The organism is Ruegeria sp. AB7, from assembly GCF_056542625.1.
The window spans coordinates 217885-243063 of record NZ_JBQGAC010000006.1; the positions used below are offsets into that span (position 1 = coordinate 217885).

Genomic DNA, 25179 nt, shown 5'->3' on the forward strand with positions numbered 1-25179 from the left:
GTTTAGCGCCCTAGATATACGTCGATGACGTCATGGTTAGATGTCACGTGATCAAGACTGCCTTCAGCCAAGGCGGACCCTTCGTGTAGAACCGTGACTTTGCAATTCAGGCGTCGTACAAATTCCATATCGTGTTCCACCACTACAACGGCACGGGTTCTGGCGGCTTGTACTAGCAAGTCGGTGGTGTGTTCGCGCTCCTGCGGTGTCATGCCAGCGGCAGGCTCGTCCACCAGCAAAAGTCGTGGCTCCTGAGCCAGCAGCATGCCAATTTCCAGCCACTGCTTTTGACCGTGGCTCAGTTCACCAGCTTTGCGGCTTAAACTCTGATTCAGACCGATTTCAACAGCCAGACCTTCAACTTTTTGCAAATCGTCAGTGGAGGTTCGATAGAAAAGCACGTGAAGCCAGCCACGTTTGTTCTGAAGCGCCATCAACAGGTTTTCCTGCACGGTCTGGTCTTCGAAAACCGTAGGTTTCTGGAACTTCCTTCCGATCCCAGCCTGCGCGATCTTTGCCTCGGACAGCCCCAACAAAGATACCGATTTCTCCCCCCAGATGACACGTCCTTCATCGGGCCGGGTTTTACCTGTAATGATGTCCATGAACGTGGTCTTGCCTGCCCCGTTTGGGCCGATCACGGCGCGAAGCTCGGCCTCGCCGATCTGAAACGACAAGTTGTTGATAGCACGGAAACCATCGAAAGTGACCGAAACGCCGCTAACCTCAAGCAAAGTGCTCATTCGATGGCCTCCTTCTCGCGCAGAGCGCCGTCATCCGGTCCCAGATTTGCCCCATGCCTGTCCGGGTGGCGGCTGTCGGTCCACAAGTCGAACAATCCTCCGATACCCTGCGGGGTGAACAGCGTAACCAACACAAAAGTTATGCCCAATAGCACCTGCCACCAGTCGACCCATTTGATCGTGTAAAATCCAAGCGGAATATCCGGGGCCTGTCCGCCCGTGAACCACGTGCTCAGAAGACTGACAAAAGCTGCACCAATTACCGCGCCGTACAATCGGCCTCGTCCACCGATGGCGACCCAGACGGCCAAATAGATCGAGGCGATAGGGGCCATTTCCTCGGGATTGATGATGCCTGCTTGCGGGTAATAAAGCGCGCCGGCAATGGCTGCGATACAAGCAGTCAGGGTGAAGACAGCCAGCTTGAATACCTCGACTGAATAGCCAAGGAAGCGCACCCGTGCCTCGTTATCGCGAATGCCGCGGATGACCGAGCCGAACTTGCCTGACACGATCCAGGCTGCCAGCATATAGCCCAGACCCAAGGCCAGCGCCGAGGCCCAGAGGAACCAGATCGACACCACGTCCTGCGAGGCGGTGACACCTGGCAGGTTCTGCAGGCCGGACAAGCCGTTGTTCCCACGCAACCCGCTGTCGTTCTGAAACAGATACAGTGCCAGTGCCAACGTCATCGCCTGTGTCAGGATCGATAGGTATACACCGGTGACACGGCTCCGGAAAGCCAACCATCCGAAGGCCAGCGCCAACAGACCCGGGACCAGCACAACCAGGATCAGTTGCAGGGTCAGGCTGTGGGAGAACGCCCAGATCAACGGAAACTCCGACGATCCGACAACGCCAAAGACTTGTGTTCCAATCGCGTCCACCACTTCGGACGACGTCGGTGGAATTTCGGCCTGTGCCAGCGAGTCGACCACGATCAGGCGGGTGCGTTCGTACATCAGCCACATGCCGATCATGTAGCCCCCCAGCCCGAAGAAGGCGAAGTGCCCCAGTGACAGGATGCCGGTGAAGCCCCAGACCAGATCCATCGCCACTGCGATCAGGCAAAGGCACAGGGTTTTGCCCAGCGTTTTGACGAAACTGGTCGAGATTACACCGATCCCGAATCCCTCGGACAGGATGGTTACGCTCAGGGTGAACAGGGACAGGATGGCAAGAAAGACCAGCACGGATGGGTTCTTGGCGATAAAGCTGCGTTCCATGGCTCAATCCCCCGCCGCGCGACCCTTGAGGGCGATAATGCCCCGCGGCCGAAACTGGATGAAAATGATGATGAAGATGATCATGTAGGTTTGGGCCGCGAGGGTGTTCGACGGGTTCATCCACTCGATCCCCTTCTGCAGGAAGCCGATCATGCCCGCACCTGCAAGCGCGCCCCAGATGTTACCAACACCACCCACAACCACTGTCATGAAACTTTGCACGATATAGTCGCTGCCCAGATCGGACGTGACCTTGGCGAATAGGCCAATCGCGACCCCGGCGATGCCGGCAATGCCGGAGCCAAGCCCAAAGGTCAGCATATTCACTCGCCCGGGATTAATCCCCATTGACGCCGCCATGCGCGAGTTCTGCGTTACTGCACGCATCTCAAGCCCTAGCCTCGTCCGTTTGATGATGTAGAGGAAAAGTCCCAGAAAAATAAGCGCCAGAACGAAGATCGCAATGCGGATGTAGCTGATTGAAACCACGTCATTCAGCATCCACGAACCATCCAACCAATCGGGAGCAGTCAGCGGGCGCGCCTGCGTGCCAAAGATATTCTTGGCCAGCTGCTGTAGGGCAATAGAGATGCCGAACGTCGCCAGCAACGTCTCCAACGGGCGAGCGTAAAGCCAGCGGATCACCAACCGCTCCATAGCGACGCCCATCGCGAAGGTGACAGCAAAAGCCATTGGAATAGCGACCATGATCGAAAGCGTATGATCAGGGATAATCTGCTGCACCACGTAGCCGGTATAAGCACCCATCATGATGAACTCGCCATGGGCCATGTTGATCACGCCCATCACGCCGAAGGTGATGGCCAGACCGATGGCGGCGAGGAAATAGATCGACGCCAGTGAGATCGCGTCCAGCGTCAGGTCGAGTGTTTGGTTCAGGCCGACCTTCAGTTCGATCTGTTGCAGGGCTTTCTCTGCTGCTTCAGTGACCTCGGCAGATGGCTCACTGTAGGTTTCGAAGAATACATGCGTGTTAACTGCAGCGTTGACATCCGCCTTCGTGACCAAGGCTGGCACAGTCCCCGCCTCTGCCAGAGAGGTATACGCACGCGCGCGCATTGCATCTGAATTCAGCTGTGCGACGGGAGTACCACCTACACGACCACCTTCTATATTGGCCGCCAGTGCCGATCTGATATCTTCCGCCGAAACACGCGGTGCGGCCAGGTTTCCTGCAACGAGCAAGTCATATGCTTCGTCAGACGTTAAGGCGTCTGAGCCCGCTTCAAGAATAACGGCGACGTTCAGGTCCTGGGGCAATTCGGTAGCGGCTTGGCGGGCAGTGACGAGCAACGGGTTCAGAGCCGCACGAACGTCTACGCCCAGATCGCCGGACATTTCTTTGATCGCCGCCACGCGGGCTGCGGTATCTTCGTCAAATCCAATCGTCAGCAATCGTTCGAGCCGTCGCTTTTGCGCCTTCAACTCTGCTTCGGGTTCATCCCCTATCGAAGCGCGAAGTGGCTCCAAGAGTGCACTTTCGGGATCACGTTGGATGGATTGCAATGCGGCCAGACGTTTTGCGCGATCCGGATCGGTCAGTTGGAACTGGACCAGAGCGGTCCCGATCATCGCGCGGATACCGCTGTTGGGCTTAAGCTGCCTAAGCTCGGATTTCTCAAATGTACCGACGACTTCTCCGGTATCGAAGTCGGTCAATTCATACGACCGCCCCTCTCCTTTCTGGCCAGCGAAGAACAGACCGTCCGACTTGCGCATCCACATGTTCTTGGCTGCCCATGTCTCAAGCATCACTTGCGCTTGGGGCAAGCCGCTTGACGCAATCGCATCAATCGCCGGTTTGATCGTCTTGCGCGAGCTTTTGGCGATGATCTCCTGATGCTCTTGCAGGATCGGTTGTAGACCGACCTCTTGAGCGTTGGCAGTCAGGCAGGCGCACAGGATTGCGAGGCCCGCAAGGAAAAGTCGTACCATGTGGTGAAACCCGAATGTCTTTTGTGGCAAGGCGGGCAAACAAACCCGCCTTGCGTGGTCTGTTAGTAGTTCGACAGGGTCTGAACGCAGGTCTTGGTCTCGGTGTTGTACATACCGCAACCCAGCTCTTTCCAATCCGAGACGAGCACAGCCGACTCCGGCAGGAAGTCGGTCCAGGCGTCACCCGGCACGACATCAGTCTCACTGATGATATCGAACTGGCCGTCTTCCTGAATCTCGCCGATCAGAACCGGTTTCGCGAGGTGATGGTTCGGCAGCATCACAGCGGTGCCTCCGGTCAGGTTCGGGAATTCCTGCCCATACATCGCGGCGCGCACGGCATCGACCTCGGTCGAACCGGCCTCGGTCGCGGCGTTTACCCACATGTTGAAGCCGATGTAATGCGCCTCCATCGGGTCATTGGTCACACGTTCATCACCCATGGTGGCTTTCCAGGTGTCCACAAATTCCGCGTTGGCCTCAGTATCCGCCGACTGGAAGTAGTTCCAAGCGGCGAGGTGACCGACGAGGTTGGTGGTGTCCAAACCGGACAGTTCTTCCTCACCGACCGAGAAGGCCACGACCGGAATGTCATCTGCCGAAACACCAGCCGCTGCCAATTCCTTGTAAAAACCAATATTGGCGTCACCATTGATGGTCGAGATCACACCGACTTTTTTACCATCCGCGCCCAGCGCGACCACGTCCGCCACGATCTTGGACCAGTCGGAATGGCCGAAAGGCGTGTAGTTGACGAAGATATCTGCTTCCGCGATACCTTTTTGCTTCAAATAGCTTTCCAAGATATTGTTGGTGGTCCTGGGGTAGACATAGTCTGTGCCGAGCAGAGCGAATTTCTCGACCCCCAGTTCCTCCAGGAAATAGTCCGTGGCGGGGATGGCCTGTTGGTTCGGAGCGGCACCGGTATAAAAGACGTTTTTAGAGCTTTCTTCGCCCTCGTACTGGACCGGATAGAACAGAAGACCGTTTAGCTCCTCGATCACTGGCAGAACCGACTTGCGGCTCACCGAAGTCCAATTGCCAAAGATTACATCCACCTCGTGGACGGTTAGCAGCTCACGCGCTTTTTCGGCAAACAGAGGCCAGTCAGAGGCCGGGTCGACCACGACAGCTTCAAGCTGTTTACCCAACAGACCGCCCTTGGCATTCTGCTGGTCAATCAGCATCAGCATAGTGTCTTTCAACGTCGTTTCCGAGATCGCCATCGTACCTGAAAGCGAATGCAGCACTCCAACCTTGATCGTGTCTTCGGTCGACAAGGCGGCGGTGGCCATGACAGCAAATACTGCCGATCCGGCGAGTGTGGATTTGAGCGATTTCATGTGATCCTCCTGGCGGGGCCGGGAGAGAGGGCTTGCACAAAGGCACACTCTTCTTCTACCTGATCCCCGCAACTGTTGTTGCGTTCCGTGTGGCGGTTGTGTTCGAGGTCCAATTCGCGCAGCCGTCACACACCCCCGGGTCGTTTCCGCGGTGGCACCCATACGGTTTCTGCATCGCAGCAAGCTTGGCAACTTACCTTTAACCCAATTCGGAAAATCGGCGCGATGCGCCTAATTTTTCATCCAAGACCGGGGTCGCTGTCTAAAATTTAGACGCGCGATGTCGAATTAAGCAGATTTCGACACTGTAGATTAGTGTTCCGCCCCTTCAACAGAGAAACAAGTGGCACCAATCAAAGCTCCAAAGGTGCCCTATTACCCACGTTGCAGCCATATTGCCTATGCACAGTGCTATTCCACCGCGCGCTGCAGGCGCCGTCAGTTTGAGTACCAAGCAATTGGGTGACAGGACGGTGCTGAACAAGTTTCGCCAGTCCGGGTCTTATAAATGTCTGTTCCCCAGAACCAACACACCTGATCTTGACGCGGTTCTTCTTAACACGGCAGGCGGCGTAACCGGAGGCGACTCATTTCGACTTTCCGGTAAGGCAGCAAAAGGAACGGCGCTGACTTTGACAACACAAGCCTGCGAGCGCGCCTACAAGGCCAAGCCGCAAGAACGTGGCCAGATTACCAGTCATCTGACTGTTGAGACTGAAGCCCGGCTGAACTGGTTGCCGCAAGAGACTATTCTGTTCAATGGCAGCGCTCTGGAGCGACGCCTGAAAATCGAGATGGCGCCAGATGCCGAGATGCTGATGGTAGAGCCGCTGGTCTTCGGCCGTATTGCGATGGGCGAGACGCTGACCGATATCCGTCTAAACGATCGGATCGAGATACGGTACCAAGGAAAAAAGGTGTTCCTTGACGCGATCCAGTTCTCGGGTGATTGGCACAAACATCTGTCCAAACCGCATATTGCAAACGGCGCGGGTGCGATGGCGTTGATCGTCTTTGTATCGGAGTCAGCCGAAGGTCATCTGAATGCCATTCGTCAGATGCTGCCCGACACCGCAGGTGCAACTATGATCCGCAATGACCTGTTGGTTGCTCGTGTTCTTGCCGAAAACAGCTTTGCCCTCCGTCGCACATTGATGCCGATCTTGCGACGGTTGAACAAAGACACGCTGCCTCGATGCTGGATGCTTTGACATGAACCTGACCCCTCGCGAAAAAGACAAACTGTTGGTCGCCATGGCCGCCGAAGTCGCCCGCAAACGCCTGGACCGCGGCGTCAAACTGAACCACCCCGAGGCGATCGCCCTGATCACCGATGCCGTGGTCGAAGGTGCACGCGATGGGCGTTCAGTTGCTGACATGATGCAAGCCGGGGCCGAGGTGATCACCCGAGAGCAATGCATGGAAGGTGTGCCCGAAATGATCCACGAAGTTCAGGTCGAAGCCACCTTTCCAGATGGCACCAAGCTGGTGACCGTCCACAACCCCATTCGCTGAAAAGGAAACCAATATGACACGCATGCTTTTCCCCGCCCTGATCTTCGCTGGCCCGGCAGCCGCCCACAACGGAACGCATATCCACGCGCACGGCACCGATTATGCGGCGATGGGCGTTGGGCTGGCGGTTGTTGCGCTGGCTGCTGTCGCGCTGATCACAAAGCTGAACAAATGATCCCCGGGGAGCTGTTCCCGGCTGATGGTGAAATTACCCTGAACCCCGATACTAATGCGATCACTTTGATGGTCGCCAATACCGGCGACCGCCCGGTTCAGGTCGGCTCACACTACCATTTCGCCGAAACCAACCCGGCGCTCGACTTTGACCGAACTGCCGCGCGTGGCCTGCGCCTGGACATTGCGCCAGGCACCGCTGTGCGGTTCGAACCGGGGCAGGCCCGCGAAGTTTCGCTGATCCCGATCAGTGGTGCGCGCAGGGTCTACGGCTTCAATCAAAAGGTCATGGGGGCACTCTGATGCCAGCAAAAATCAAGCGCTCAGACTACGCCGCGATGTTCGGCCCGACCGCAGGGGACAAGCTGCGGTTGGCCGACACCGATCTTGTGATCGAGGTCGAACATGATCTGACCAGCTATGGCGAAGAGGTCAAGTTTGGTGGCGGAAAGGTAATCCGCGACGGGATGGGGCAATCTCAGACCACGCGCGCCGAAGGCGCTGTGGATACGGTCATCACCAATGCTCTGATCGTTGATCACTCGGGCATCTACAAGGCCGACGTTGGCCTGAAAGACGGGCGGATCGCCAAGATCGGCAAGGCGGGAAACCCCGATACACAACCCGGTGTCGACATCATCATAGGACCCGGAACCGAGGCCATTGCTGGCGAGGGTCGTATCCTGACGGCAGGTGGGTTCGACAGTCATATCCACTTTATCTGCCCGCAACAGATTGAAGACGCACTACATTCCGGCCTGACCACCATGCTGGGCGGTGGCACAGGTCCTGCGCATGGGACATTGGCCACCACTTGCACCCCCGGTCCATGGCATATCGGGCGGATGTTGCAAGCGGCGGATGCTTTCCCGATGAATCTGGCCTTTGCGGGTAAGGGCAACGCTTCGCTGCCTGCCGCGCTCGAAGAACAGGTCAAAGCCGGAGCCTGTGCCCTGAAACTGCACGAGGACTGGGGAACCACCCCGGCCGCCATTGATTGCTGCCTGTCGGTGGCCGACGCGATGGACGTGCAGGTGATGATTCACACTGACACGCTCAATGAATCAGGCTTTGTTGAAAACACCGTGGCGGCCATGAAGGGTCGCACTATTCACGCTTTCCACACCGAAGGCGCAGGCGGAGGCCATGCTCCGGATATCATCAAGATCTGCGGCGAGAACCACGTTCTGCCGTCCTCGACCAATCCCACGCGGCCCTTCACCGTGAACACGGTTGAGGAACATTTGGATATGCTGATGGTCTGCCACCACCTCGACAAATCCATCCCCGAGGACGTGGCCTTTGCCGAAAGCCGCATCCGGCGTGAGACAATCGCAGCCGAGGATATACTGCACGACATGGGCGCATTTAGCATCATCGCGTCTGACAGTCAGGCCATGGGTCGGGTCGGAGAGGTTTTGATCCGCACGTGGCAAACCGCTGACAAGATGAAGAAACAGCGCGGGCGCCTGCCCGAAGAAACCGGTGAGAACGACAACCTTCGCGTCCGTCGCTATATTGCCAAATACACGATCAACCCTGCTATTGCCCATGGGCTCAGCCACGAGATCGGGAGCATCGAGGAAGGCAAACGCGCTGACCTCGTCCTTTGGAACCCGGCCTTTTTCGGCGTGAAGCCCGAGATGGTTCTGCTAGGCGGCACCATAGCCTGCGCGCAAATGGGCGATCCTAACGCGTCGATCCCTACACCGCAGCCGGTTTATAGTCGCCCAATGTTTGGCGCTTACGGACGGTCGGTGGAAAACTCGGCGATCACATTTGTCTCGCAGGCGGCCCATGCAGATGGGATCGGTGATACACTGGGATTGGCAAAGCAAACCGTCGCCGTCCAAAACACACGAGAAATTGGCAAGCAGGATCTTCTGTTGAACAACGCGACACCGCATGTCGAGGTCGACCCGGAAACCTACGAGGTGCGTGCGGATGGCGAATTGCTGACTTGCCAACCCGCCGAAACGCTGCCGATGGCGCAACGATATTTTTTATTCTGATCAAAAAATGTGCTGCGTTGCGGCGCGTGCAAGGCAGCAATGACCAAATACGCACTTCTAAGTGAGGCCAATATGACAGATATAAAAACCCATGGGAGGACCAACGTTTACGAGGGTCCAAATGGCACACTCAGCAACACATACAAACACGCGCTTTTCGCTGGCCGGTTTAATCGTATCCATCGGGTCGTCAATTTACTCGGCCCTGATCAGCGTAGCCGAAGCTCAATCTCGCGTCCGGCAAGTCGAATTCCTGCAATCGCTCAGCGACGAAGAGCTGAAAAACCGCGGTCTGACGCGCGAACGGATCGTGCATCGGGTGTTCTCGGACTCAATCTGGCTCTGACTATTCCCGCTGCAGAGGAGGTGATGGTATGACCGCCCTGCTCTGCACTGCGCGCCAGTATTCGGATCACACGCATGGCGATCCGGCAGACTGTCTCTCGTTGACCTACGACGACCGTTTTTTGCGGCGTAAGGTTCTTACCTGCGAAAGCGGCGAACAGATTCTCATCGATCTCGCGCAAACGACCTCACTGAACCACGGTGGCGCGTTGGTTTTGGACGACGGTCGCGAAGTGGAAATACAGGCAGCACCGGAAGTGTTGCTGGAGGTAAAAGCACCGGACCTGACACGTATCGCCTGGCATATCGGCAATCGGCACACGCCTTGTCAGATTGAAAAGACTCGCCTGTTGATCCAAGTCGATCACGTCATCCGTGATATGCTTCTTAAAATCGGAGCAAAAGTGCGAGAGGTGAATGAACCATTCACCCCCGAAGGCGGGGCCTATGGCCACGGCAGGACCCATGGCCACACCCACTGACGCCGACATCCTGACGCTGACACAATGGTTGTCCCCTGCCTATCCTGTTGGGGGGTTTGCCTACTCTCACGGGCTTGAAGCTGCGATTGACCAGGGAACTGTCGCGAATTCTCGGGATACTGAAGCCTGGATTTCAGATGTGCTGGAACATGGCTCTGGGTGGAATGATGCTGTGTTCGTTGTGGCGGCCTTCAACGCGCATGACAAAGAAGAACTGATCAACGTCGATATCGCGGCGCGCGCCTTTTGTGCGACATCCGAAAGGCTCATGGAAACCGAGTTGCTGGGACAGGCCTTCGGAAACGTCACTAAAGGTGTCTGGGAATTGGACCTTGGGCAATTCACCTACCCCGTCTCGATTGGACGGGCTGCAAGACTTCAAAACCTTCCCTTGCAGCTGACGACCAAGATGTTTCTGCAAGCATTCGCAAGCAACCTTGTCGCCTGTGCGACGCGTCTTGTACCACTGGGACAGACCGATGCGCAGCGGTTGATCCGCCAGCTGACACAGTTGTGTGCCCAGATTGCTGAAAGGGCAAAAAAGGCGAGCCTGGATGAGTTAAGCTCTACCGCGTTCTTGGGGGACATTGCGGCCATGAAGCACGAAACACAATATTCGAGGATTTTCCGCACATGACCAGTATGAACGGCCCGCTTCGCGTAGGTATTGGAGGCCCAGTAGGAGCCGGAAAAACCACTTTGACCGCCGCCTTGTCTGAAGCGCTGCGCGATGTCTGTTCGGTGGGAGTTATTACTAACGACATATATACGCAGGAAGATGCCGAAGCGCTGATGCGCATGCAGGTCCTGCCGCGGGACAGGATCATCGGCGTCGAAACTGGCGGTTGCCCGCATACAGCAATTCGCGAAGACGCCTCGATCAACTTGGCGGCTGTCGCCGAGATGCAGACACGTCATCCGGATCTCGATATTGTTTTGATTGAAAGCGGAGGCGACAATCTATCAGCCACATTCAGCCCGGAACTGGCGGATCTGACCATCTATGTGATTGATGTCGCCGCGGGCGAGGAAATCCCCAGGAAAGGCGGGCCGGCGATTACGAAATCGGACATACTTGTAATCAACAAAACCGACCTTGCGCCGCATGTTGGCGCTTCGCTGCAGGTTATGGAACGTGATGCGAAAATGATGCGTAAAGGAAGGCCCTTCTTGTTTTCGTCACTTCGTCACAGAAGCGGGGTCGACGCAATTGTGGATCTGCTTGTGAAAGGCGGAGGTTTAAGAATTTCGGAAGCGAATTAGTCCCAGAGACGAAGAGGCTAAGATAGCTCGCCAATTAGCCCATTCCCAAGCCCTTTACACCAGTGCTTTATTAAGAATCCTTGGAGAGCGTGACCAAAAACGCAACTAAGTCTGCAATCTCCTGCTCAGACAAATTCAATTCCGAAAGAATGGCTTCACCGTCGGCGTGCAGCCTTTCAGTATCAATTTTGCTGTAATGCCGTATCACAGATTTCAGATCATCTAAGCTGCCGTCATGCATGTAAGGAGCGGTTTCAACCACTCCCCGCAGGCTGGGCGTCCGAAAGGTCCCAAAATCAGAATGGCTCCTGCGTACATTTCGAACGGCCCAGGCACCTTTCTTTTCTGGATCGTCGTTCCAGTCGCCGTCCAATGTGTAGGGGCTTGAGAGTAAAATGTTCAATCCTCCGAACCGACCTTGGTCAACCTCGGTTTCATTCAGAAAATATGGCACACCAGCGTCATGGAACTCGTTGTTGGAAAACCTCGGACCGTTGTGGCAAAATACGCATTTCCCGCGCCCTAAAAAGAGCTGAAGACCTCGCTGAGCTGCTTCGGGGTATTCCTTAGCCGCTGCAATATCTCGGCGCTCCAAAGCATCGCGAAAATCGTCAAATATCGTCCGGTCGGTGGCTAAGGTCTCTAAGTAAGCAGAAAGAGCTTTTGCAGTATTCACCAGAAAAAGTTCAGGGCTTTGATCCTGGAGGTGACCAAATATGGCTTCAAAATCATCAATGTAGGTACTTTCAGAGATAGCTATCTTCAGGCTTTCGGCACTATGCGCCATCTCTTGTTCTTCGATGATCGGATGCAGGCTGGCTGCCCAAAGATTATCGCTTTTGCCGCCCCAACCATACCAGCGCAGCCCGGCAAGGTTTCGCAGTGATGGTGTGTTTCGATTTAACAAATCACGACCGAGTGCCCGCGCCTCCGGCATCGTAAATGCCTGTTCAGGATCATGACAACTTGCACAGGAAAATGCACCATCGACCGACAACACCGGATCGTTGAATAAAGCCTGTCCGAGCTTGATTGCCGTGGCGTCTTTGGAAAATCTATTGCTTGGATCCGGCTGGAAGGATAGTGGCCACGGCCCAAAGGACAACGTTTGTTCAATTTCGTCTTCGGTCAACAAGACATCTGCACGTACCGCCCCGGTCAGAAAAATTAGCGCAGCTGTCATCCACAGCTTCATTTCAGCGCAATTTCTGACGTGTAGAACACCGATTGGCCACTGACGTCGACATCGATTTGCAGCTCCCACAAACCCGGCATGTGAAACAACATATCATCAATTCGGAACACTCCGCCGTCCAATGCAATAACCTTGGGAGTATAGTTCATACCATGTTGATGAGCAGGCATGATTGCATCCACACGCATTTGGCCCACAGCAGTTTCACTACAAACTGAAACCAACACCGAAAACGGTTGGGCCAACGGAATTTCGTCGACCGCCAGATAAACCTTGGGTGCGTTTTGAACTTCCGAATTCATGCGTTGCCCCGTCGCTTCACAAGCAACCGCCGCGCTGGACCATATAAGAAACCAAGCAGCGCAGTGGGTCATTCTGATGCCAGCAAACGTTCTGCGTTAGCATAGGCAATGTTGTCTGCGATCTGGTCCGGCAGCAAATCCAACCATTCACGCGAAAAATCGGCATGAGGGCCTACGTAGTACCAACGTTCAGGTGCGAACGTATCCGTACCGACCATGAACCTATCGGGATGGGCTTGGAACGCAGCCCTCCAATCCGGGTCGACACGGCCCCGCGAAACCATGTCCGAACGAAATGCCAGATCGGCCCATAGCCCGGGATAGATGTCTAGCGCATCGACCACACTGGCTGGATCGTCAAACCCAGAATGGGCCCACAATACCCGAGCTTCCGGCCATGTTTCGAAGATCAAATCAACGGCCTCGCGATCACCATGGTGGTGCAGGATTAGGTTCCGCTCTTTCGCCAGTGCAATCATACGCTGGATGACCGGCGTCTTGATGTCATCTCCGTAAGCGTGAAACTCGCCGATGGCCTCGTAGTTGTTTTTTGCCAGGTTTGTTTCCAGATACTCGATTACAGTTTCATCGTGCATCCAGGTGTTGATCTCACCGCGACGACGATAAGGGCGAAGCGCCGGAACAACGATGTCCGGTGCCACGGCCAACAATAGCTGAGTGCCATTATCATCCGAGCTGGAAATCAGCGCTTTACGCACGCCTGCATCTCGAAGGATTTCGGCCACCTGTTCAGGCGGAACCAGTTTGACAGAATCGTGGCTGTAGTGAATATGTGCGTCAAAGATCGGTCGCTGTTCTGCGACGGCGGTATTGCAAAATAACGCTGCACTTAAAATGGAGATATGTTTCAGCACCTCAAGCCTCCTCAATATCATTCAGACCCTGGCAAGCGTCACGTCGAAATTCACGTGCAAGAAAGGTTCGGCAATCTTACCAGAAAGCTCCATGCCATCGGGAAATTCTGATGCAGGTCGTTCAACATATGTCATTACCAGATCGTCCCGAACGCCAAAGACAGTATCCTGATCTAAATAGGGATCATTGTCCGGAAAAATCTCCGTCACGAGTGAGCGATACCCGGGGGCTTTGACGATAAAGTGCAAGTGTGAGGGCCTCCATGGATGGCGACCACAAGCGCGCAGAATATCACCGACTGGCCCGTCAGACGGCACGGTGTATTCAACTGGTTTAACTGTGGTGAACGCATATCTGCCATCATCGCCAACTGACATCAGCCCGTGGAAAGAATAGGTGTCCTGTTCTTCATCTTGACTGGCGTAGAGGCCGTTGGGTGCCGTTTGCCAGATATCCAGTTCTGCCCCGGCAATCGGATGACCTTCGGTATCGCGGATCACGCCCTCTGCAAGTAGAACCGGCCCGCCGTAGTGACGCTTCATATCGCCACCGATTGGCAGCGGGGGGGCGCCCGAGACGTGAAATGGACCTAAAACGGACGAACTGGTCGCATCGGCACTGGAATGCAGCATATCAACCAATGACGACAGGCCCAACACGTCCGAGGCTAGCACGAATTCATGCCTATCCTCGGTTTCCACCGCAGCGCAGCCTTCCAGAAACGCAATCCCGGCCCGCCACTCGTCATGCGTCAGGTTGGTTTCCCGCGCAAAGTCGTGGAGGTGTTTGACCAGGGAGCCCATGATTTCACGCATCCGTGGATCAGTATCTTTTGACAGGTACCCCATGAAGACGTCGGTGATATTGTCTTTGGTGACAGAGCGCATCTTGTCCTCCTTAAATCAGGGCAAGGCTGAGGATCGGGAACTCGATCAGAATGAACAGAACGATCAGCATCACGAACGCAAAGGGAAGTGCGCCCATGAACACGTCCTTAAGTGATATGCGGTCATCGTTAATCGTGGATTTGATAACGAAGCAGGATATACCCAAAGGTGGTGTCAAAAGACCGATCTCAGCCCCGACCACGGTGATAATGCCAAACCAGATCAGCGACATATCAAGCGCTTCGGCCATGGGCAGGAACAGCGGTACCACAATCAGAATGATCGATGCGGTGTCGAGCAATGTTCCCAGAAACAGCATCAACAGAACATAGAGCAGCATGATCGACCAGAAAGATGCGGAATTCCCCGCAAGCAGATCCTGTAGTTGATTGGGCAGCCCGGCCAGCCCCAGCATGCGGCTGTAGATTGAAGCGGCCGTGATCAGGAACAGGATCGCGGCTGTGATGTGACCGGTTTCCAGCAACGCGTCCCAGAATGCGCGTGGAGACATCGACTTACGGGCAACCGCGATGATTAGCGCAACGAGAGCGCCGGCGGCCCCTGCTTCTACCGCAGTCAACCAACCTGTGTAGATACCACCAAGGACGATGGTAATGATGAACAGTGTCGGCAGTGTTTTGGAGGCTATCTCGCGCCCTGACATCCACTCGGTGTCTTCGACAACGCGGCCACCGACGAATGCTGGGGTGAAACGACCCATAACCCAAATCGCGCCTACATAAGCGATCGCCAGCATGATTCCCGGAATAACCCCCGCAAGGAACATGTCCCCTACAGATTGCTCGGCGACAAAGGAATAGATGATCAGCATCGCCGAGGGCGGGATGATCATCCCCAAAACCGAAGACCCGGCGACCACGCCAACAGCAAACCGTGGGTTATAAGCCTGCGCCATCATCTGCGGGACCGAGACCTTGGTGAACACGGATGCGGAGGCTATTGACGACCCAGTCACTGCGGCAAAGACGGCGTTGGCTCCAACGGTTGCCATACCGATACCGCCTTTGACCTTGCGAAATCGCATGGTCATGACTTCGTAGATGTCCCTGCCCAACCCGGCTTTTGAGACAATGAGCCCCATGAAAGTAAACAATGGGATGGTTGCAAAGCTGTATTCCATCGCGCTGTCGCCGACTGCCACTTTCAGCAGGTTGAGCGCCAGCGTGAAATTGTCCCGCATCAGCCAGATCGACACGAACGAGACAACGCCCAATGCGATCGGAATGTAAACGCCTGCGTAAATCAGAAAGACGATGGCTATGACCGAGATCAGGCCAATCTCAATCGGCGTCATTCTGCGGCCTCGTCATGTTCAGGTGCACGAATTAGATGCGGGCGGTCCTGCGCCGTGACAACCTTGAGAAGGAAGATCACGCAGGCAAGCGCAGTACCGCACGCGATGACCAGTTTGACCGGCCACCATGGCAGAGTGAAAAGACCCGGAACTCCGAAGTAGTCCTTTGTCTCCCACATATGCAGGAACTCGGGAAAGGTTACATAAGCAATCAGACCCATGAAGATTGCGGAGATGGCATTGATAATGCGCCTCAGGTTGGCCGTTAGCCCAGGACGGCGGTGGTGTAGCAGGTTCAGAAACCCGTCCGAGCGCGTCAGCCGATCCACTCTGACTACGTCGGCCAGCTGCAAAAAAACGATCATCACGACCGAAAACTGCACCATTTCATAGGTGCCACGCAGAGGTGCCGAAAACAGACCGCGCGCAATGACGTCGACATTCAGAATGACCACCAACGCAAGGACGACAAGCGTACCCAATGCGTTGGCGGCGATAGCAAGCGAATTGGCGACCCGCGACAAGCCAGCAACTGCGGTCTTCAGCATGAAAGGCCCCTTTCGTGGATCGCCAGACTGTTACTCGGCCGTCCAGTCACGCACTCCGGTAAAACCGGCGTCCTGCAGCTTGCCGAGATAAGCGGCCAGTATCGCGTCGCCTTGTTCACCGTTCTCATTCAGCGTGGCTGCCCATTCCTGTGCTACATTTGGCATTGCGTTGGCCCAGGCCGCTCGGTCTTCGTCCGAAACTTCGACAATCGTCCCGCCGGCTTCGGTGTATGCGTCCCTTGAGGCCGCAGCCCGGTCCATAGCTATGCCGGCCACATGATCACGGTAGTCAATTGCGACGGCCTGCAGAACGCCTTTGACTTCATCCGGCAACTTTGCCCAATAGTCAGAATTCACCGTGATCGTCTTGGAGTTCACGGCACCCAAGTCAGCTTTGAGCATGTAGGGAGCCACTTCGGCGATCTTGAAGGTCTTGGCGGCTTCAGGCCACAGCATCGCACAATCAACAAGGCCGGTTTGCAGCATATTGTAGAAATCGGTCAGGCCACCGCGAACCCCCGCTGCATCTTTGATACCTTCGAGATATCGGAGGTTCAGTCCCGCCCCTGCCACTTTTCGGCCTTCCAGATCAGAAACAGCCGAGACCGGCTCTGTACAAAAAACCTGATAAGTATCGAGCACTACACCGGTCGCCAGATAGACTTGGTTCTGCGCAGCGAACTCATTTTGCATCGCTGGGTATTCGCGCGCGATCTCATCCACGGCTTTGGCTACCGCGCGAGAGTCCGATGACACGAAGGGGGTCGACCCCGATATCCCCTGACTGGGCAACTTGGACGAATGGAAGATAGTTGTGACAATGCCGATGTCGCCAAGGCCAAGCTGGATCCCTTCCAGCACGCCCTTCGGCTTTACGATCGAACCGCCATAGTTCTCTTGCCAGTTCATCTTGTAGTTGCCGGAGTCGGCCAGCCGCTTATCCACTTCTGGAATGAAGAAATTGGTGAATTCTTTCACCCACAAGGCCCGATCGGGATAGCCATCAATCACGACGGCGGAAATGGTCTCTTCTGCTGCAAGAGGCAACGCCATGGTGCCTGCCAGAGCAAATCCCATTAGGCTGCGTTTAGTCCAGTTTTTCATTTCTCTCCTCCCAGAAAGTCGGGTCCTGTCGATTTTTATTGGTTGGTTTTGACCCAGTTGACGGTCAGGTCCGTGCCTGCCGCTTGAAACAGTTTTGCGATGGCGCAATACTTGGCTGTCTCCTCGCCCACGCGTGTCAGATCCTCCTGACTGGCGGGCGTATCGCACTTCACAGTGAGTTCGATTTCGGGAAACGGAACATCGATCTCCTCTTCCATCAGGACACCGCGCCGATCCAGCCTGCATTTCGCGTCGATTGTCACGGTGCCAAGATCAATTCCCAAGCGGTGCGCATTCTTGTGCCCGATGACATTCGTGCAGGCGATCAGGGCTGCCATTGCGGCTTCAGTCGGAGACGGACCAAGATTTGTTCCGCCTCGTTCGACAGGCTCGTCGATAATCACGTCCAGATCGCGAATTGGGATCTCGGTGCGCGCGTGTGTCGGGCATTGAGCTGTCGTACGGTAGGTCACGATAGGTTTCACTTTCATCGCCACAGCGTCACCTCCTCATGCATAAGAGCAAACCTTTTCGAATGAGAAGCGAGGCAGCTTGTGAAACAATCCTGTTTCGTCTGCGTAGCCCAGATTGCAAAGAAAGTTCGACTTGAGCGTCGTGCCCGCGAAGAATTCCTCGTCGACGATCTTGTTTGAAAAGCCAGACATGGCGCCGACGTCCAACCCAACCGCACGCGCGGCGATCATGAAGTAAGCGCCCTGAAGCGTTCCATTGCGAAACGCTGTATCGGCTACATATTCGGGACTATTTTCGAAAAGTGGCCGTCGATCTTCGTGCGGGAAAAGAAAAGGTAATTCCTTCCAGAAGTCCATGTCATAAGCAATGATCGCAGTGACCGGCGCATCCATCATCTTTGGCACGTTCTTCGGCTTTAACGACTTAGCTAGGCGCTCTTTTCCTTCCGCACTTTTAACGAAAACGAAGCGGGCGGGCAGCGTGTTCATGCTGGTCGCGCCGTTGATCGTGATGTCATAGATCTCTTCAAGCAATTCGTTAGAAACAGCCTTGTCGGTCCAGGCGTAATGAGATCTGGATTCGCGGAGGATCAGAGCAATTGCGTCGTCTGAAAGACGTGGAATGCGCTCGCGCAGATCGCGATGATCTTGCTGCGCCTTTGCGCGAAGTGCCTCCAGCTCTGACCCGGTTGGTGCGCTCATGCTGCGGCCACCTTAGTCTCGGCGTCCTTTTCGTCGATGACGGGGCTTGCGCATATGCCGATGCCCTCAATCTCGACCTCGACGGTTTCACCCGGCTTCAACCAACGTGGATTGGGCTTTTTGGCGTGACCAACACCCGGCGGCGTACCCAACGCAATCAGATCACCGGGTTCGAGAGTGGTATATTCCGAGATCGTGGCGATGACCTGAGGGACCCCCCAGATCATGTTGGCGGTGTTCGAGCTTTGCAGGATTTCGTCCCCCACTCGGCTTTCGATTTTCAGGCCGGATGCTCCCTCCGGCAAGTCTTCCGGCGTTACAGTGAAAGGGCCGATCGCGCCTGTGTCATCGAAGTTTTTGCCGGGCGTCCATTGAACGGTTTTACGCTGATAATCCCGCAGCGACCCGTCGTTAAACACGGTGTAGCCAAAGATATAATCCAGTGCGTCCTCTTCCGAGATATGACGGCCGCGTTTTCCAACGATCAGCATAAGCTCGGCTTCGTAGTCGAGTTTCTCGGAACAGGTCGGCCGCACCATAGGTTGCCCTGCCGCCATGATCGAATTCTTCCCACGCATAAACAGCGTCGGATACTCCGGGATATCATACCCGCCTTCCTTGATGTGATCCGTGTAGTTCAACCCCATGCAAATGATCGTTCCGGGAGCGGCAACGGGCAATGCCGGAGTGATGGAAGACACGGGCACACTGTCTGCCGCGTCAATTTGGGGGGCAAGTGAGTCGGCCAGTTCAGGCTTGGCTATCAAACCCATCAAATCCGAACCGATTGCAGGATGCAAAGCCGTTAGATTCACTGCATTTTCGCCGTTTACAGCAAAAACCGCTGTGCCATCCAAAGTCTCTCCCACCAGGTATTTCATTTTCACCATCCATGTCAGTTCACTTGATTTTTGCCGACTATTTTGCAATATGTCAAATAATATCGATATTTTTGGAGGACGCAAATGGTTGCCTGGGCGAACTACAAATCAGAAGCAAAAAGCCGTGGTGCACTTGCTTTGGAACTCTACGTAGTACTCAGCACACCTGCCAAAAAACCCGAAGATGTAAAGGCGACACTTCCTGACCACCTGGCCTATCAAGCACAGCTTGAACGCGCGGGACAGCTGGCTTTTGCAGGGCCAATGTCGGATGAGACTGGTGAGCACATGCAAGGAATGGGCCTGATTATCTATCGTGCTGACAGTCTTGAGGCTGCCCGAAAACTGGCCGAGGACGATCCGATGCACCAAAGCGGTGCGCGCGAATTTGAACTTCGGCGCTGGATGATCAACGAAGGCTCGCTGAGCCTTTCAGTTGGCCTATCGACTGGAACGAGTGCCCTCAGTTAAGAGCAATCAAGAGTTTTGCCGCAAACAAAGGAACGGTCGGATATGGACGCCATGCTTGATACTGAGGGTAAAGAGACATCAGCCACGCATGGCGCGTATCGAAGGCTCCGCGACATGATCTTGACCGGAGAATTACCTCCGGGACAAAAACTCAAGATCGAGCAGCTTCGGGGGCTTTTGGACACCGGCGCTAGTCCGGTTCGCGAAGCGCTTAGCCTTTTGACTTCGGACATGTTGGTCGAGCGGATTGATCAGCGCGGATTTCGGGCAGCACCAGTCAGCAAGTGTAACTTCGAAGAAATACTTCTGTTGCGCTGCAACCTTGAGGAAACCGCGTTGCGCGCCTCTATCACCAACGCGGATGAGGCCTGGGAAGATCGGCTTGTTTTGCGTCACCATCATATGAAAAAGGCCGGCCAGAACGGCGCGCGTGACTTTGAAGACGCTCACAAGGAGTTTCATATGGCCTTGTTGGACAATTCGAATCTGCCGTTGCTGATGCGGTATTGCTCGCAGCTTTACGACCTGAACATTCGCTATCGCTATCTGGCGGCTGGCGGTTCGAGCTACAAGAAGCGGGACATTGCCGCTGAGCACCAGCAAATCTTGGACGCCGCACTGAACCACGACGCGGACAGCGCAACTCGGCACCTGGTTGATCACTATCGTCGAACAGGCGAATACCTGAGTAGTCAGATGGAGCCCTGAAATTCAGCGGAATTGGTTTCTGGGTGATCTATTGAACCAATTTCTGGAGCGTACTGAAATAGGCGTGGCCAAGATGACAAACGGTCCATTGCCGAACTATGCGAAGCGCTATTGTCTGCCGAAGGTGAAGTTTCAGACTTCATGCTCGCGTCTACGATCCTAGGGCGCTACCACACCCTGAATGATACGGAGAAACTAGACTTTTTTGTCTAGTTGAATGACCAACTTGAGTTGGATGCGGATCAACTTTCGGCGACAGCCCGCATCTACGCCAGTGATCAAAGTATCAATATTTATCAAAGGCTTAGTGAAGTTTCAGAGCCAGGGCGGGATGAGTTGTGGGTTTCTTCTATGGCAGTGGTGTGGTCAGCGCAATTGCCGTGGCCTACCCAAAATTGGCGGCGGGCGTGCCATTCTATGGTCGCCAGCCAGCAGTTGAGGATGTGGCCAAAATTCAGGCACCGTTGCTGATTCAGATGGGAGAGCTTGATGAGCGCAGCAACGCAGGTTGGCCGGATTTTGAAGCCGCCCTGCAATCCAACGAAAAGGTTTACCAAGCCTACATCTACGATAATGCCAACCATGGTTTTCATAATGACAGCACGCCTCGTTATGACGAGGAAATGGCAAACCTAGCCTGGTACCGCACCATTGATTGGTTCAACACTTATTTGAAGTAACTACAGTGTACGGCGAAGCGCGCATTGTGTTTTAATCGCTTCGTCGCAACCCTCAGTCTACCGGCGCCGATTCATTTTAAGCTCCAGTAATCTATCTTCCATGAGCAGGTAGGTCGAAAGGAACGCTTGGCTACAAGGCTTGGGAAAAAAGAAATCATCGCTAAAAGAAGCCTTCATTGGCGGGGTACAAAACCATTGGTTGTTTACTAAAAACGTCGAAACACGAGCGTCCTGTGGGAGTTATGTGAGGCGTTCTCTGGTTGAGTGGTCGGCTCGTCAGAGTACAGCCTGCACAGTCACCTAAGCCTGAATGCTTGCTACTTAAGTTCGCCGGATATCCCTCTCACCTGCTGCGAATTTCCGCATTCCGCCCGAAGTAATCCCAAAAGATGAAGTTGAATTGGATACCAGATGAAAGAAGTGAGGCGAAAATGGCAAAGTTTTGTCACTGGTGGCAGAACTATGTGTCGGTCACGCTTAACTAAGCTTTTGAACTTTATTTGTGTTCTTTTGTCGACTGCCCTCGCCACTACTGCAGTTGTAAAATATCCGGAACGCAAAGTTTTCTTTTTGCCGGCATTTTGTCCGCACCATCCGATCGTTTCAGTCGCTTGGGACCGTCTTTTACCTTGATCTTCGGCTTTGCTAGTGGGCCCTTCAAGGTCACGGGCCAGGGGCTCTTCGAAAGAGGTTCGCCAATCTTGCGGGGCTGCAGGTTTAGGTCCAAAACCTTGCCCGCTACATTAACACCGCCAAAGACGACGACTTGGACATGATCTGTCTCCAGTGTGGTTTGTTTCGTCGAAATATTTCCATTCGAAATACTAATCGGTGCACGCAAACATATGATCGGAGCAACCTTTTGTTTCTCTTTGGTAAACACCCAAGGTAGTATCCCTAGCCCTGCCAGATCCAAAAGCTGGGTCTCGATCGAGCCGTCACGCATTGAGACCGTGGCATTGCCGTTCATGCTGCTGGCAAAATGCTTAGGTGAATCGGTTCCGCCGGTCACCGAAAAATCTGCATAGATGGTACCGCTTGCGCCCTTTTTGAAGTTCAGGTTGTGAAGAATTTCATCCAGCTGCCAGCCGCCTGCTGTGCCGGTCAGCGTGAGCAGATGCGCGTCGTTCGATAGATCCATTTGTCCGCTGACATCGAAATGAGCACCTCCGTATTCAAAATTCAAAGGTCCGGCCTTGAGTTCATTTTCGTTGAGCGTCAGTTCACTCTGCAAACTGCTGATGCCTTTGGCACCCTCTATGTGCCGAAGGTCAACGTCGACATCCATATCCATACCGGACAAGAGAATTGAACGCCCAATAGGTTTAAGTGTTACGTTTCTTAGAGGACTAGTGTCGCCGGATTCCTCAATGACGTCTTCCTCGTCGGGCTCTGGACCGCCTATTTTCCTCAATTGTGCAGCGGCCTGAACGATGGTTCGGATCTGATCTATCTTTATCAAGTCACTCTCTATGGAACCCTGCAGTACAGGATCACTCGTTGCATCATCAAGATCGGCCTCAATTTGCAAGACAGAGTCAGCAACCTTGACTTTGGCATTCGCATCCCAATCGGCTCCTTCGCTGGCAAGGCCAATTTCAAAGTTAGCCTGCCCAGTTTCCACCCGTTCAAGCGATAGGGCTTCTAACAGGTCCGCTCCGGAGGGGACTTCTACTTGAATTGCCAAATCCAGGTTCTCGAATTTGAGCACATTTTTGACAGAGCCATGCACCTCAAGGTTCCAAAGTTCCGTTTCGCTTGTTTGGCCATCCAAATTTGTCAGCGAAAGCTGATTGATGTCGCCGTTCAAACGAAAGTTACCAGAAAATCGACCAAGTTGATCATCCGGTCCCAGAAGCTCTGGTGAGATTAAGCTGCTTGCGGGTATATCCATTAACCCGTCGGCCGATATGCCTTGTAATTGCAACGCGTCTTCGACCGAACCGTTCAAAATGATAAATGGATCAGCAGGGTTCCCAATTCTCAAATTGATGTTTCCAACACTCAAGGCGCCTTCAGGAGTTCTGGAAAGCTCGGAAAACTTAATCGGGGGCGGCCCTTCACCAGAGGTATCCAATGTGAACCCGTTGGTTTCAATGACCATTTGCCGCTGCGGGACCTGCCCGGGTACGCTATCGATAACCATGTCAACTGCTATTAGTTTTAGATCATACCGCGACGCGGCTGGGGCGGGTTCAGCATCTTCAGGGTACAACCGAATGCGGGTTATCAGGGATACGTCTTCTGGGTTTCCCAACTCTCCGATTTGTCCCGTCAGCGAAAGGCTTTGCCCACCATCCAATTCAGTCAATACAGCCAGGTCATCAATCCGGGCTACGCCGTCGACTGATTTGAATGTTGCACCAATGCTTCCTGAACCCTCCAGAACGCGATTGAGTTTCAGGATATCAAGAAGCTGACCAAGTTCGGCAACCTCTATGGTCGTATTCACTTGTAGCCCGTTCTCTTCAGGGACTTCTTCGGCGGCAATCGCAATCTGTTCGAAGTTCACTGCGACCTGAAACGGGTCGTCCGCGGGAATGCTCGCGTTCAGATCAAACTTCTCTCCATTTAGTGAACCAGCCCCAACCGCGGTCGCAACGTCGGTTTCCGTATCACGCTTTAAAAACAGCTCAGGAAGCTGCAGATCCAGCACAAGCCCGTTTAGATCGTTCTGGTAAAGAACGGCAACATCGGTCAGGTCAATTTTTTGGTCCGTTAGAATTCCAGCCACAGACAGGTTTGCAGGTTTGGCCGGATCCCCGGCTTTAGCGCCCGTTTGGGAAGCGGACTGCCAGTTTCCGACACCGTCTTTGTCCGTGATCAAGTTGAGGTGAACACCCGAGATAGAAAGCTCACTCAGCGACAATTTGCTGTTCCAAAGGTCGCGGGCAGAAATATTGAACTCAAGTTTGTCGATTGCCGCCAGATTCGCTTTGGTCTTGATCGCGCCGGGTAGTACCAATCCCGCTGCGGATACCTGCAGTTGCCGACCAAGGCCTAGACGCACTTCATCTTCTATCAACACGTCCTGACCAAGTTTCTTCGAGATCAGGTTTTCAACAAAAGTGGTTCTGACAGAAGAAAACAACGCAGAGGACAGGAAAAGCCATGCCACAACAACCGCGACGAACGCGACAGCGCAACAAATCATTACACCTCTTGTGATGAACCGCACGCTTTTCTCCTAAGGTTCTGATTCCTTTCTTGGGCAGACTAGACCATTAAAGCATCATGTTAATGGAATATGTGGCTTCTTATTTTGCTGAACCCTAAATGACCTTGACCATTTAGCCGACTTCTCTTGCGGAATTGGTCGGGCGACCAAGAAACGGTTAAAGGACCAAATTTAGGATGTGCTGCTGACCCAGTTTCAAAATAGCTGGCTTGAAACGCGTTTAACGTTTCATAAACGAGCACATTGCATTAGCTTTGACTACTGCGCCTGGACACCCCAATTAAACTAGACGCGGTTAAAATGCTTCAATTTCCCACATCCATCTAATTACTGTTATATGTGAATTCTTCAAACGACGGGGACACAATGAATTCGCTAACTAGAATAACACGTGGGATAGGCGTCGCTTTCAAGGACGGTAGAGTGAAAGGCCTTCTTGCCTTCACAGTCGGAATGATTTTATGGGCCTCAGTCTTCTACCACTTTGTCGAAGGTTGGAGTTGGCTAGACTCGATCTACTTTTCCGTAGTGACAATTTCGACCGTAGGGTTCGGTGACTTCTCACCTGAAACTGCGGCGGGGAAAATCTTCACAATGGTATATATCATTGTAGGCTTGGGTGTTTTCGTGACTGCGGCGACCACAGTGGCAGATACAATCTTGTCCCAAGACGACGAAAAAACGGACAAATAGATTATCCCAAATTAAGGCAATTTGAGTTCATGCGCAGGTATCAGTGCGACCGCGCATCTGAAGCCGTGCCTCGGTTTCACTCGTACCTTCAAACTGATAGATGAGCG

General features: G+C 54.1%; 28 protein-coding genes. 13 read left to right on the forward strand and 15 right to left on the reverse strand.

Annotated features, from left to right (window positions below):
- Positions 1-2: 2 nt before the first annotated feature.
- The 4 genes from urtD to urtA form a co-directional block, all read right to left on the reverse strand.
- A complete protein-coding gene (urtD, locus tag ACR0EN_RS16395; protein WP_480587829.1) occupies positions 3-743 on the reverse strand; it encodes an urea ABC transporter ATP-binding protein UrtD in 741 nt (246 codons plus the stop codon).
- A complete protein-coding gene (gene urtC / locus ACR0EN_RS16400) occupies positions 740-1969 on the reverse strand; it encodes an urea ABC transporter permease subunit UrtC (RefSeq protein ID WP_480587832.1) in 1230 nt (409 codons plus the stop codon). The genes urtD and urtC overlap by 4 nt, the downstream gene beginning before the upstream one ends.
- 3 nt (positions 1970-1972) lie before the next feature.
- Positions 1973-3925, reverse strand: a complete 1953-nt coding sequence (gene urtB, locus ACR0EN_RS16405; protein ID WP_480587835.1) for an urea ABC transporter permease subunit UrtB — start codon at positions 3923-3925, stop codon at positions 1973-1975.
- 62 nt (positions 3926-3987) lie between these two features.
- On the reverse strand, positions 3988-5268 hold the full coding sequence (gene urtA, locus ACR0EN_RS16410) for an urea ABC transporter substrate-binding protein (RefSeq protein WP_170392782.1): 1281 nt from the start codon (positions 5266-5268) through the stop codon (positions 3988-3990).
- Positions 5269-5711: 443 nt separating this feature from the next.
- Here urtA and ACR0EN_RS16415 point away from each other — a divergent pair, with 443 nt between their 5' ends.
- The 9 genes from ACR0EN_RS16415 (at position 5712) to ureG (ending at position 11059) form a co-directional block, all read left to right on the forward strand.
- Positions 5712-6479: an urease accessory protein UreD gene (locus ACR0EN_RS16415; RefSeq protein WP_480503672.1), complete on the forward strand. Its 768-nt coding sequence runs from the start codon at positions 5712-5714 to the stop codon at positions 6477-6479.
- A 1-nt stretch (position 6480) separates the two neighbouring features.
- A complete protein-coding gene (locus tag ACR0EN_RS16420) occupies positions 6481-6783 on the forward strand; it encodes an urease subunit gamma (RefSeq protein ID WP_170392784.1) in 303 nt (100 codons plus the stop codon).
- 13 nt (positions 6784-6796) lie between these two features.
- On the forward strand, positions 6797-6958 hold the full coding sequence (locus tag ACR0EN_RS16425; protein WP_170392785.1) for a peptidase M23: 162 nt from the start codon (positions 6797-6799) through the stop codon (positions 6956-6958).
- Positions 6955-7260, forward strand: coding sequence for an urease subunit beta (locus ACR0EN_RS16430; protein ID WP_170636296.1), 306 nt, complete (start codon positions 6955-6957; stop codon positions 7258-7260). The genes ACR0EN_RS16425 and ACR0EN_RS16430 overlap by 4 nt, the downstream gene beginning before the upstream one ends.
- A complete protein-coding gene (ureC, locus tag ACR0EN_RS16435; protein ID WP_170818958.1) occupies positions 7260-8969 on the forward strand; it encodes an urease subunit alpha in 1710 nt (569 codons plus the stop codon). Before ACR0EN_RS16430 ends, ureC begins: the two co-directional genes overlap by 1 nt.
- A gap of 121 nt (positions 8970-9090) precedes the next feature.
- On the forward strand, positions 9091-9315 hold the full coding sequence (locus ACR0EN_RS16440; RefSeq protein WP_170392788.1) for a DUF1127 domain-containing protein: 225 nt from the start codon (positions 9091-9093) through the stop codon (positions 9313-9315).
- Between the two features lie 28 nt (positions 9316-9343).
- Positions 9344-9796 (forward strand): urease accessory protein UreE, encoded by a 453-nt coding sequence (ureE, locus tag ACR0EN_RS16445; protein WP_170424891.1) that lies wholly within the window; start codon positions 9344-9346, stop codon positions 9794-9796.
- Positions 9780-10433 carry an urease accessory UreF family protein gene (locus tag ACR0EN_RS16450; protein ID WP_170625012.1) on the forward strand — a complete coding sequence of 218 codons (654 nt, stop codon included), beginning with the start codon at positions 9780-9782 and terminating at the stop codon, positions 10431-10433. Before ureE ends, ACR0EN_RS16450 begins: the two co-directional genes overlap by 17 nt.
- Positions 10430-11059: an urease accessory protein UreG gene (ureG, locus tag ACR0EN_RS16455; protein WP_170392791.1), complete on the forward strand. Its 630-nt coding sequence runs from the start codon at positions 10430-10432 to the stop codon at positions 11057-11059. Before ACR0EN_RS16450 ends, ureG begins: the two co-directional genes overlap by 4 nt.
- Before the next feature lie 70 nt (positions 11060-11129).
- On the opposite strand, the gene ACR0EN_RS16460 is transcribed toward ureG, so the two are convergent.
- From ACR0EN_RS16460 to ACR0EN_RS16505, 10 genes are all read right to left on the reverse strand, one after another.
- A complete protein-coding gene (locus tag ACR0EN_RS16460; RefSeq protein ID WP_170818959.1) occupies positions 11130-12242 on the reverse strand; it encodes a cytochrome c peroxidase in 1113 nt (370 codons plus the stop codon).
- An 8-nt stretch (positions 12243-12250) separates the two neighbouring features.
- Positions 12251-12556, reverse strand: coding sequence for a hypothetical protein (locus ACR0EN_RS16465; RefSeq protein ID WP_170818960.1), 306 nt, complete (start codon positions 12554-12556; stop codon positions 12251-12253).
- 68 nt (positions 12557-12624) lie between these two features.
- Positions 12625-13431, reverse strand: coding sequence for an amidohydrolase family protein (locus ACR0EN_RS16470; protein WP_480587839.1), 807 nt, complete (start codon positions 13429-13431; stop codon positions 12625-12627).
- A gap of 21 nt (positions 13432-13452) precedes the next feature.
- The gene (locus ACR0EN_RS16475; protein ID WP_170597623.1) at positions 13453-14319 is read right to left on the reverse strand and encodes a dioxygenase family protein; all 867 of its coding nucleotides are present in this window, start codon (positions 14317-14319) and stop codon (positions 13453-13455) included.
- Positions 14320-14329: 10 nt separating this feature from the next.
- Entirely contained in the window at positions 14330-15634 is a 1305-nt protein-coding gene (locus ACR0EN_RS16480) for a TRAP transporter large permease (RefSeq protein ID WP_170565456.1), read from the reverse strand.
- A complete protein-coding gene (locus ACR0EN_RS16485; RefSeq protein WP_480587843.1) occupies positions 15631-16182 on the reverse strand; it encodes a TRAP transporter small permease subunit in 552 nt (183 codons plus the stop codon). Before ACR0EN_RS16485 ends, ACR0EN_RS16480 begins: the two co-directional genes overlap by 4 nt.
- A gap of 30 nt (positions 16183-16212) precedes the next feature.
- Entirely contained in the window at positions 16213-17286 is a 1074-nt protein-coding gene (locus ACR0EN_RS16490) for a C4-dicarboxylate TRAP transporter substrate-binding protein (protein ID WP_170392798.1), read from the reverse strand.
- A 35-nt stretch (positions 17287-17321) separates the two neighbouring features.
- Complete coding sequence (locus ACR0EN_RS16495) at positions 17322-17777, reverse strand: OsmC family protein (RefSeq protein ID WP_170818962.1); 456 nt, start codon at positions 17775-17777, stop codon at positions 17322-17324.
- 18 nt (positions 17778-17795) lie between these two features.
- Positions 17796-18461 (reverse strand): malonic semialdehyde reductase, encoded by a 666-nt coding sequence (locus ACR0EN_RS16500; protein WP_170818963.1) that lies wholly within the window; start codon positions 18459-18461, stop codon positions 17796-17798.
- Positions 18458-19342: a fumarylacetoacetate hydrolase family protein gene (locus tag ACR0EN_RS16505; protein ID WP_170818964.1), complete on the reverse strand. Its 885-nt coding sequence runs from the start codon at positions 19340-19342 to the stop codon at positions 18458-18460. The genes ACR0EN_RS16500 and ACR0EN_RS16505 overlap by 4 nt, the downstream gene beginning before the upstream one ends.
- 84 nt (positions 19343-19426) lie before the next feature.
- On the opposite strand from ACR0EN_RS16505, the gene ACR0EN_RS16510 reads away from it, so the two are divergent.
- The 3 genes from ACR0EN_RS16510 to ACR0EN_RS16520 all read left to right on the forward strand — a co-directional run bounded on the left by ACR0EN_RS16510 (position 19427) and on the right by ACR0EN_RS16520 (position 21201).
- On the forward strand, positions 19427-19813 hold the full coding sequence (locus ACR0EN_RS16510) for a YciI family protein (RefSeq protein WP_170625007.1): 387 nt from the start codon (positions 19427-19429) through the stop codon (positions 19811-19813).
- Between the two features lie 51 nt (positions 19814-19864).
- Positions 19865-20521, forward strand: coding sequence for a GntR family transcriptional regulator (locus ACR0EN_RS16515; protein ID WP_255611858.1), 657 nt, complete (start codon positions 19865-19867; stop codon positions 20519-20521).
- A gap of 338 nt (positions 20522-20859) precedes the next feature.
- A complete protein-coding gene (locus tag ACR0EN_RS16520; protein WP_480587847.1) occupies positions 20860-21201 on the forward strand; it encodes a dienelactone hydrolase family protein in 342 nt (113 codons plus the stop codon).
- Between the two features lie 529 nt (positions 21202-21730).
- Here ACR0EN_RS16520 and ACR0EN_RS16525 read toward each other — a convergent pair.
- Positions 21731-24379 (reverse strand): AsmA family protein, encoded by a 2649-nt coding sequence (locus ACR0EN_RS16525; RefSeq protein WP_480587850.1) that lies wholly within the window; start codon positions 24377-24379, stop codon positions 21731-21733.
- 423 nt (positions 24380-24802) lie between these two features.
- Between ACR0EN_RS16525 and ACR0EN_RS16530 the strand changes: the two genes are divergently transcribed.
- The gene (locus ACR0EN_RS16530; RefSeq protein ID WP_480439390.1) at positions 24803-25072 is read left to right on the forward strand and encodes a potassium channel family protein; all 270 of its coding nucleotides are present in this window, start codon (positions 24803-24805) and stop codon (positions 25070-25072) included.
- The last annotated feature ends 107 nt before the right edge of the window (positions 25073-25179 follow it).

Excerpts from the sequence above, each read along its gene's own strand:
- urtC (WP_480587832.1), bottom strand. The coding sequence starts at position 1,969 with ATGGAACGCAGCTTTATCGCCAAGAACCCATCCGTGCTGGTCTTTCTT.
- ACR0EN_RS16430 (WP_170636296.1), top strand. The coding sequence starts at position 6,955 with ATGATCCCCGGGGAGCTGTTCCCGGCTGATGGTGAAATTACCCTGAAC.
- ureE (WP_170424891.1), top strand. The coding sequence starts at position 9,344 with ATGACCGCCCTGCTCTGCACTGCGCGCCAGTATTCGGATCACACGCAT.
- ACR0EN_RS16425 (WP_170392785.1), top strand. The coding sequence starts at position 6,797 with ATGACACGCATGCTTTTCCCCGCCCTGATCTTCGCTGGCCCGGCAGCC.
- ACR0EN_RS16440 (WP_170392788.1), top strand. The coding sequence starts at position 9,091 with ATGGCACACTCAGCAACACATACAAACACGCGCTTTTCGCTGGCCGGT.
- urtA (WP_170392782.1), bottom strand. The coding sequence starts at position 5,268 with ATGAAATCGCTCAAATCCACACTCGCCGGATCGGCAGTATTTGCTGTC.
- ACR0EN_RS16515 (WP_255611858.1), top strand. The coding sequence starts at position 19,865 with ATGCTTGATACTGAGGGTAAAGAGACATCAGCCACGCATGGCGCGTAT.
- ureC (WP_170818958.1), top strand. The coding sequence starts at position 7,260 with ATGCCAGCAAAAATCAAGCGCTCAGACTACGCCGCGATGTTCGGCCCG.
- ureG (WP_170392791.1), top strand. The coding sequence starts at position 10,430 with ATGACCAGTATGAACGGCCCGCTTCGCGTAGGTATTGGAGGCCCAGTA.
- ACR0EN_RS16475 (WP_170597623.1), bottom strand. The coding sequence starts at position 14,319 with ATGCGCTCTGTCACCAAAGACAATATCACCGACGTCTTCATGGGGTAC.
- ACR0EN_RS16495 (WP_170818962.1), bottom strand. The coding sequence starts at position 17,777 with ATGAAAGTGAAACCTATCGTGACCTACCGTACGACAGCTCAATGCCCG.
- ACR0EN_RS16500 (WP_170818963.1), bottom strand. The coding sequence starts at position 18,461 with ATGAGCGCACCAACCGGGTCAGAGCTGGAGGCACTTCGCGCAAAGGCG.
- ACR0EN_RS16510 (WP_170625007.1), top strand. The coding sequence starts at position 19,427 with ATGGTTGCCTGGGCGAACTACAAATCAGAAGCAAAAAGCCGTGGTGCA.
- ACR0EN_RS16485 (WP_480587843.1), bottom strand. The coding sequence starts at position 16,182 with ATGCTGAAGACCGCAGTTGCTGGCTTGTCGCGGGTCGCCAATTCGCTT.
- urtB (WP_480587835.1), bottom strand. The coding sequence starts at position 3,925 with ATGGTACGACTTTTCCTTGCGGGCCTCGCAATCCTGTGCGCCTGCCTG.
- ACR0EN_RS16505 (WP_170818964.1), bottom strand. The coding sequence starts at position 19,342 with ATGAAATACCTGGTGGGAGAGACTTTGGATGGCACAGCGGTTTTTGCT.
- ACR0EN_RS16420 (WP_170392784.1), top strand. The coding sequence starts at position 6,481 with ATGAACCTGACCCCTCGCGAAAAAGACAAACTGTTGGTCGCCATGGCC.
- ACR0EN_RS16490 (WP_170392798.1), bottom strand. The coding sequence starts at position 17,286 with ATGAAAAACTGGACTAAACGCAGCCTAATGGGATTTGCTCTGGCAGGC.
- ACR0EN_RS16450 (WP_170625012.1), top strand. The coding sequence starts at position 9,780 with ATGGCCACACCCACTGACGCCGACATCCTGACGCTGACACAATGGTTG.
- ACR0EN_RS16460 (WP_170818959.1), bottom strand. The coding sequence starts at position 12,242 with ATGACAGCTGCGCTAATTTTTCTGACCGGGGCGGTACGTGCAGATGTC.
- ACR0EN_RS16480 (WP_170565456.1), bottom strand. The coding sequence starts at position 15,634 with ATGACGCCGATTGAGATTGGCCTGATCTCGGTCATAGCCATCGTCTTT.
- ACR0EN_RS16465 (WP_170818960.1), bottom strand. The coding sequence starts at position 12,556 with ATGAATTCGGAAGTTCAAAACGCACCCAAGGTTTATCTGGCGGTCGAC.
- urtD (WP_480587829.1), bottom strand. The coding sequence starts at position 743 with ATGAGCACTTTGCTTGAGGTTAGCGGCGTTTCGGTCACTTTCGATGGT.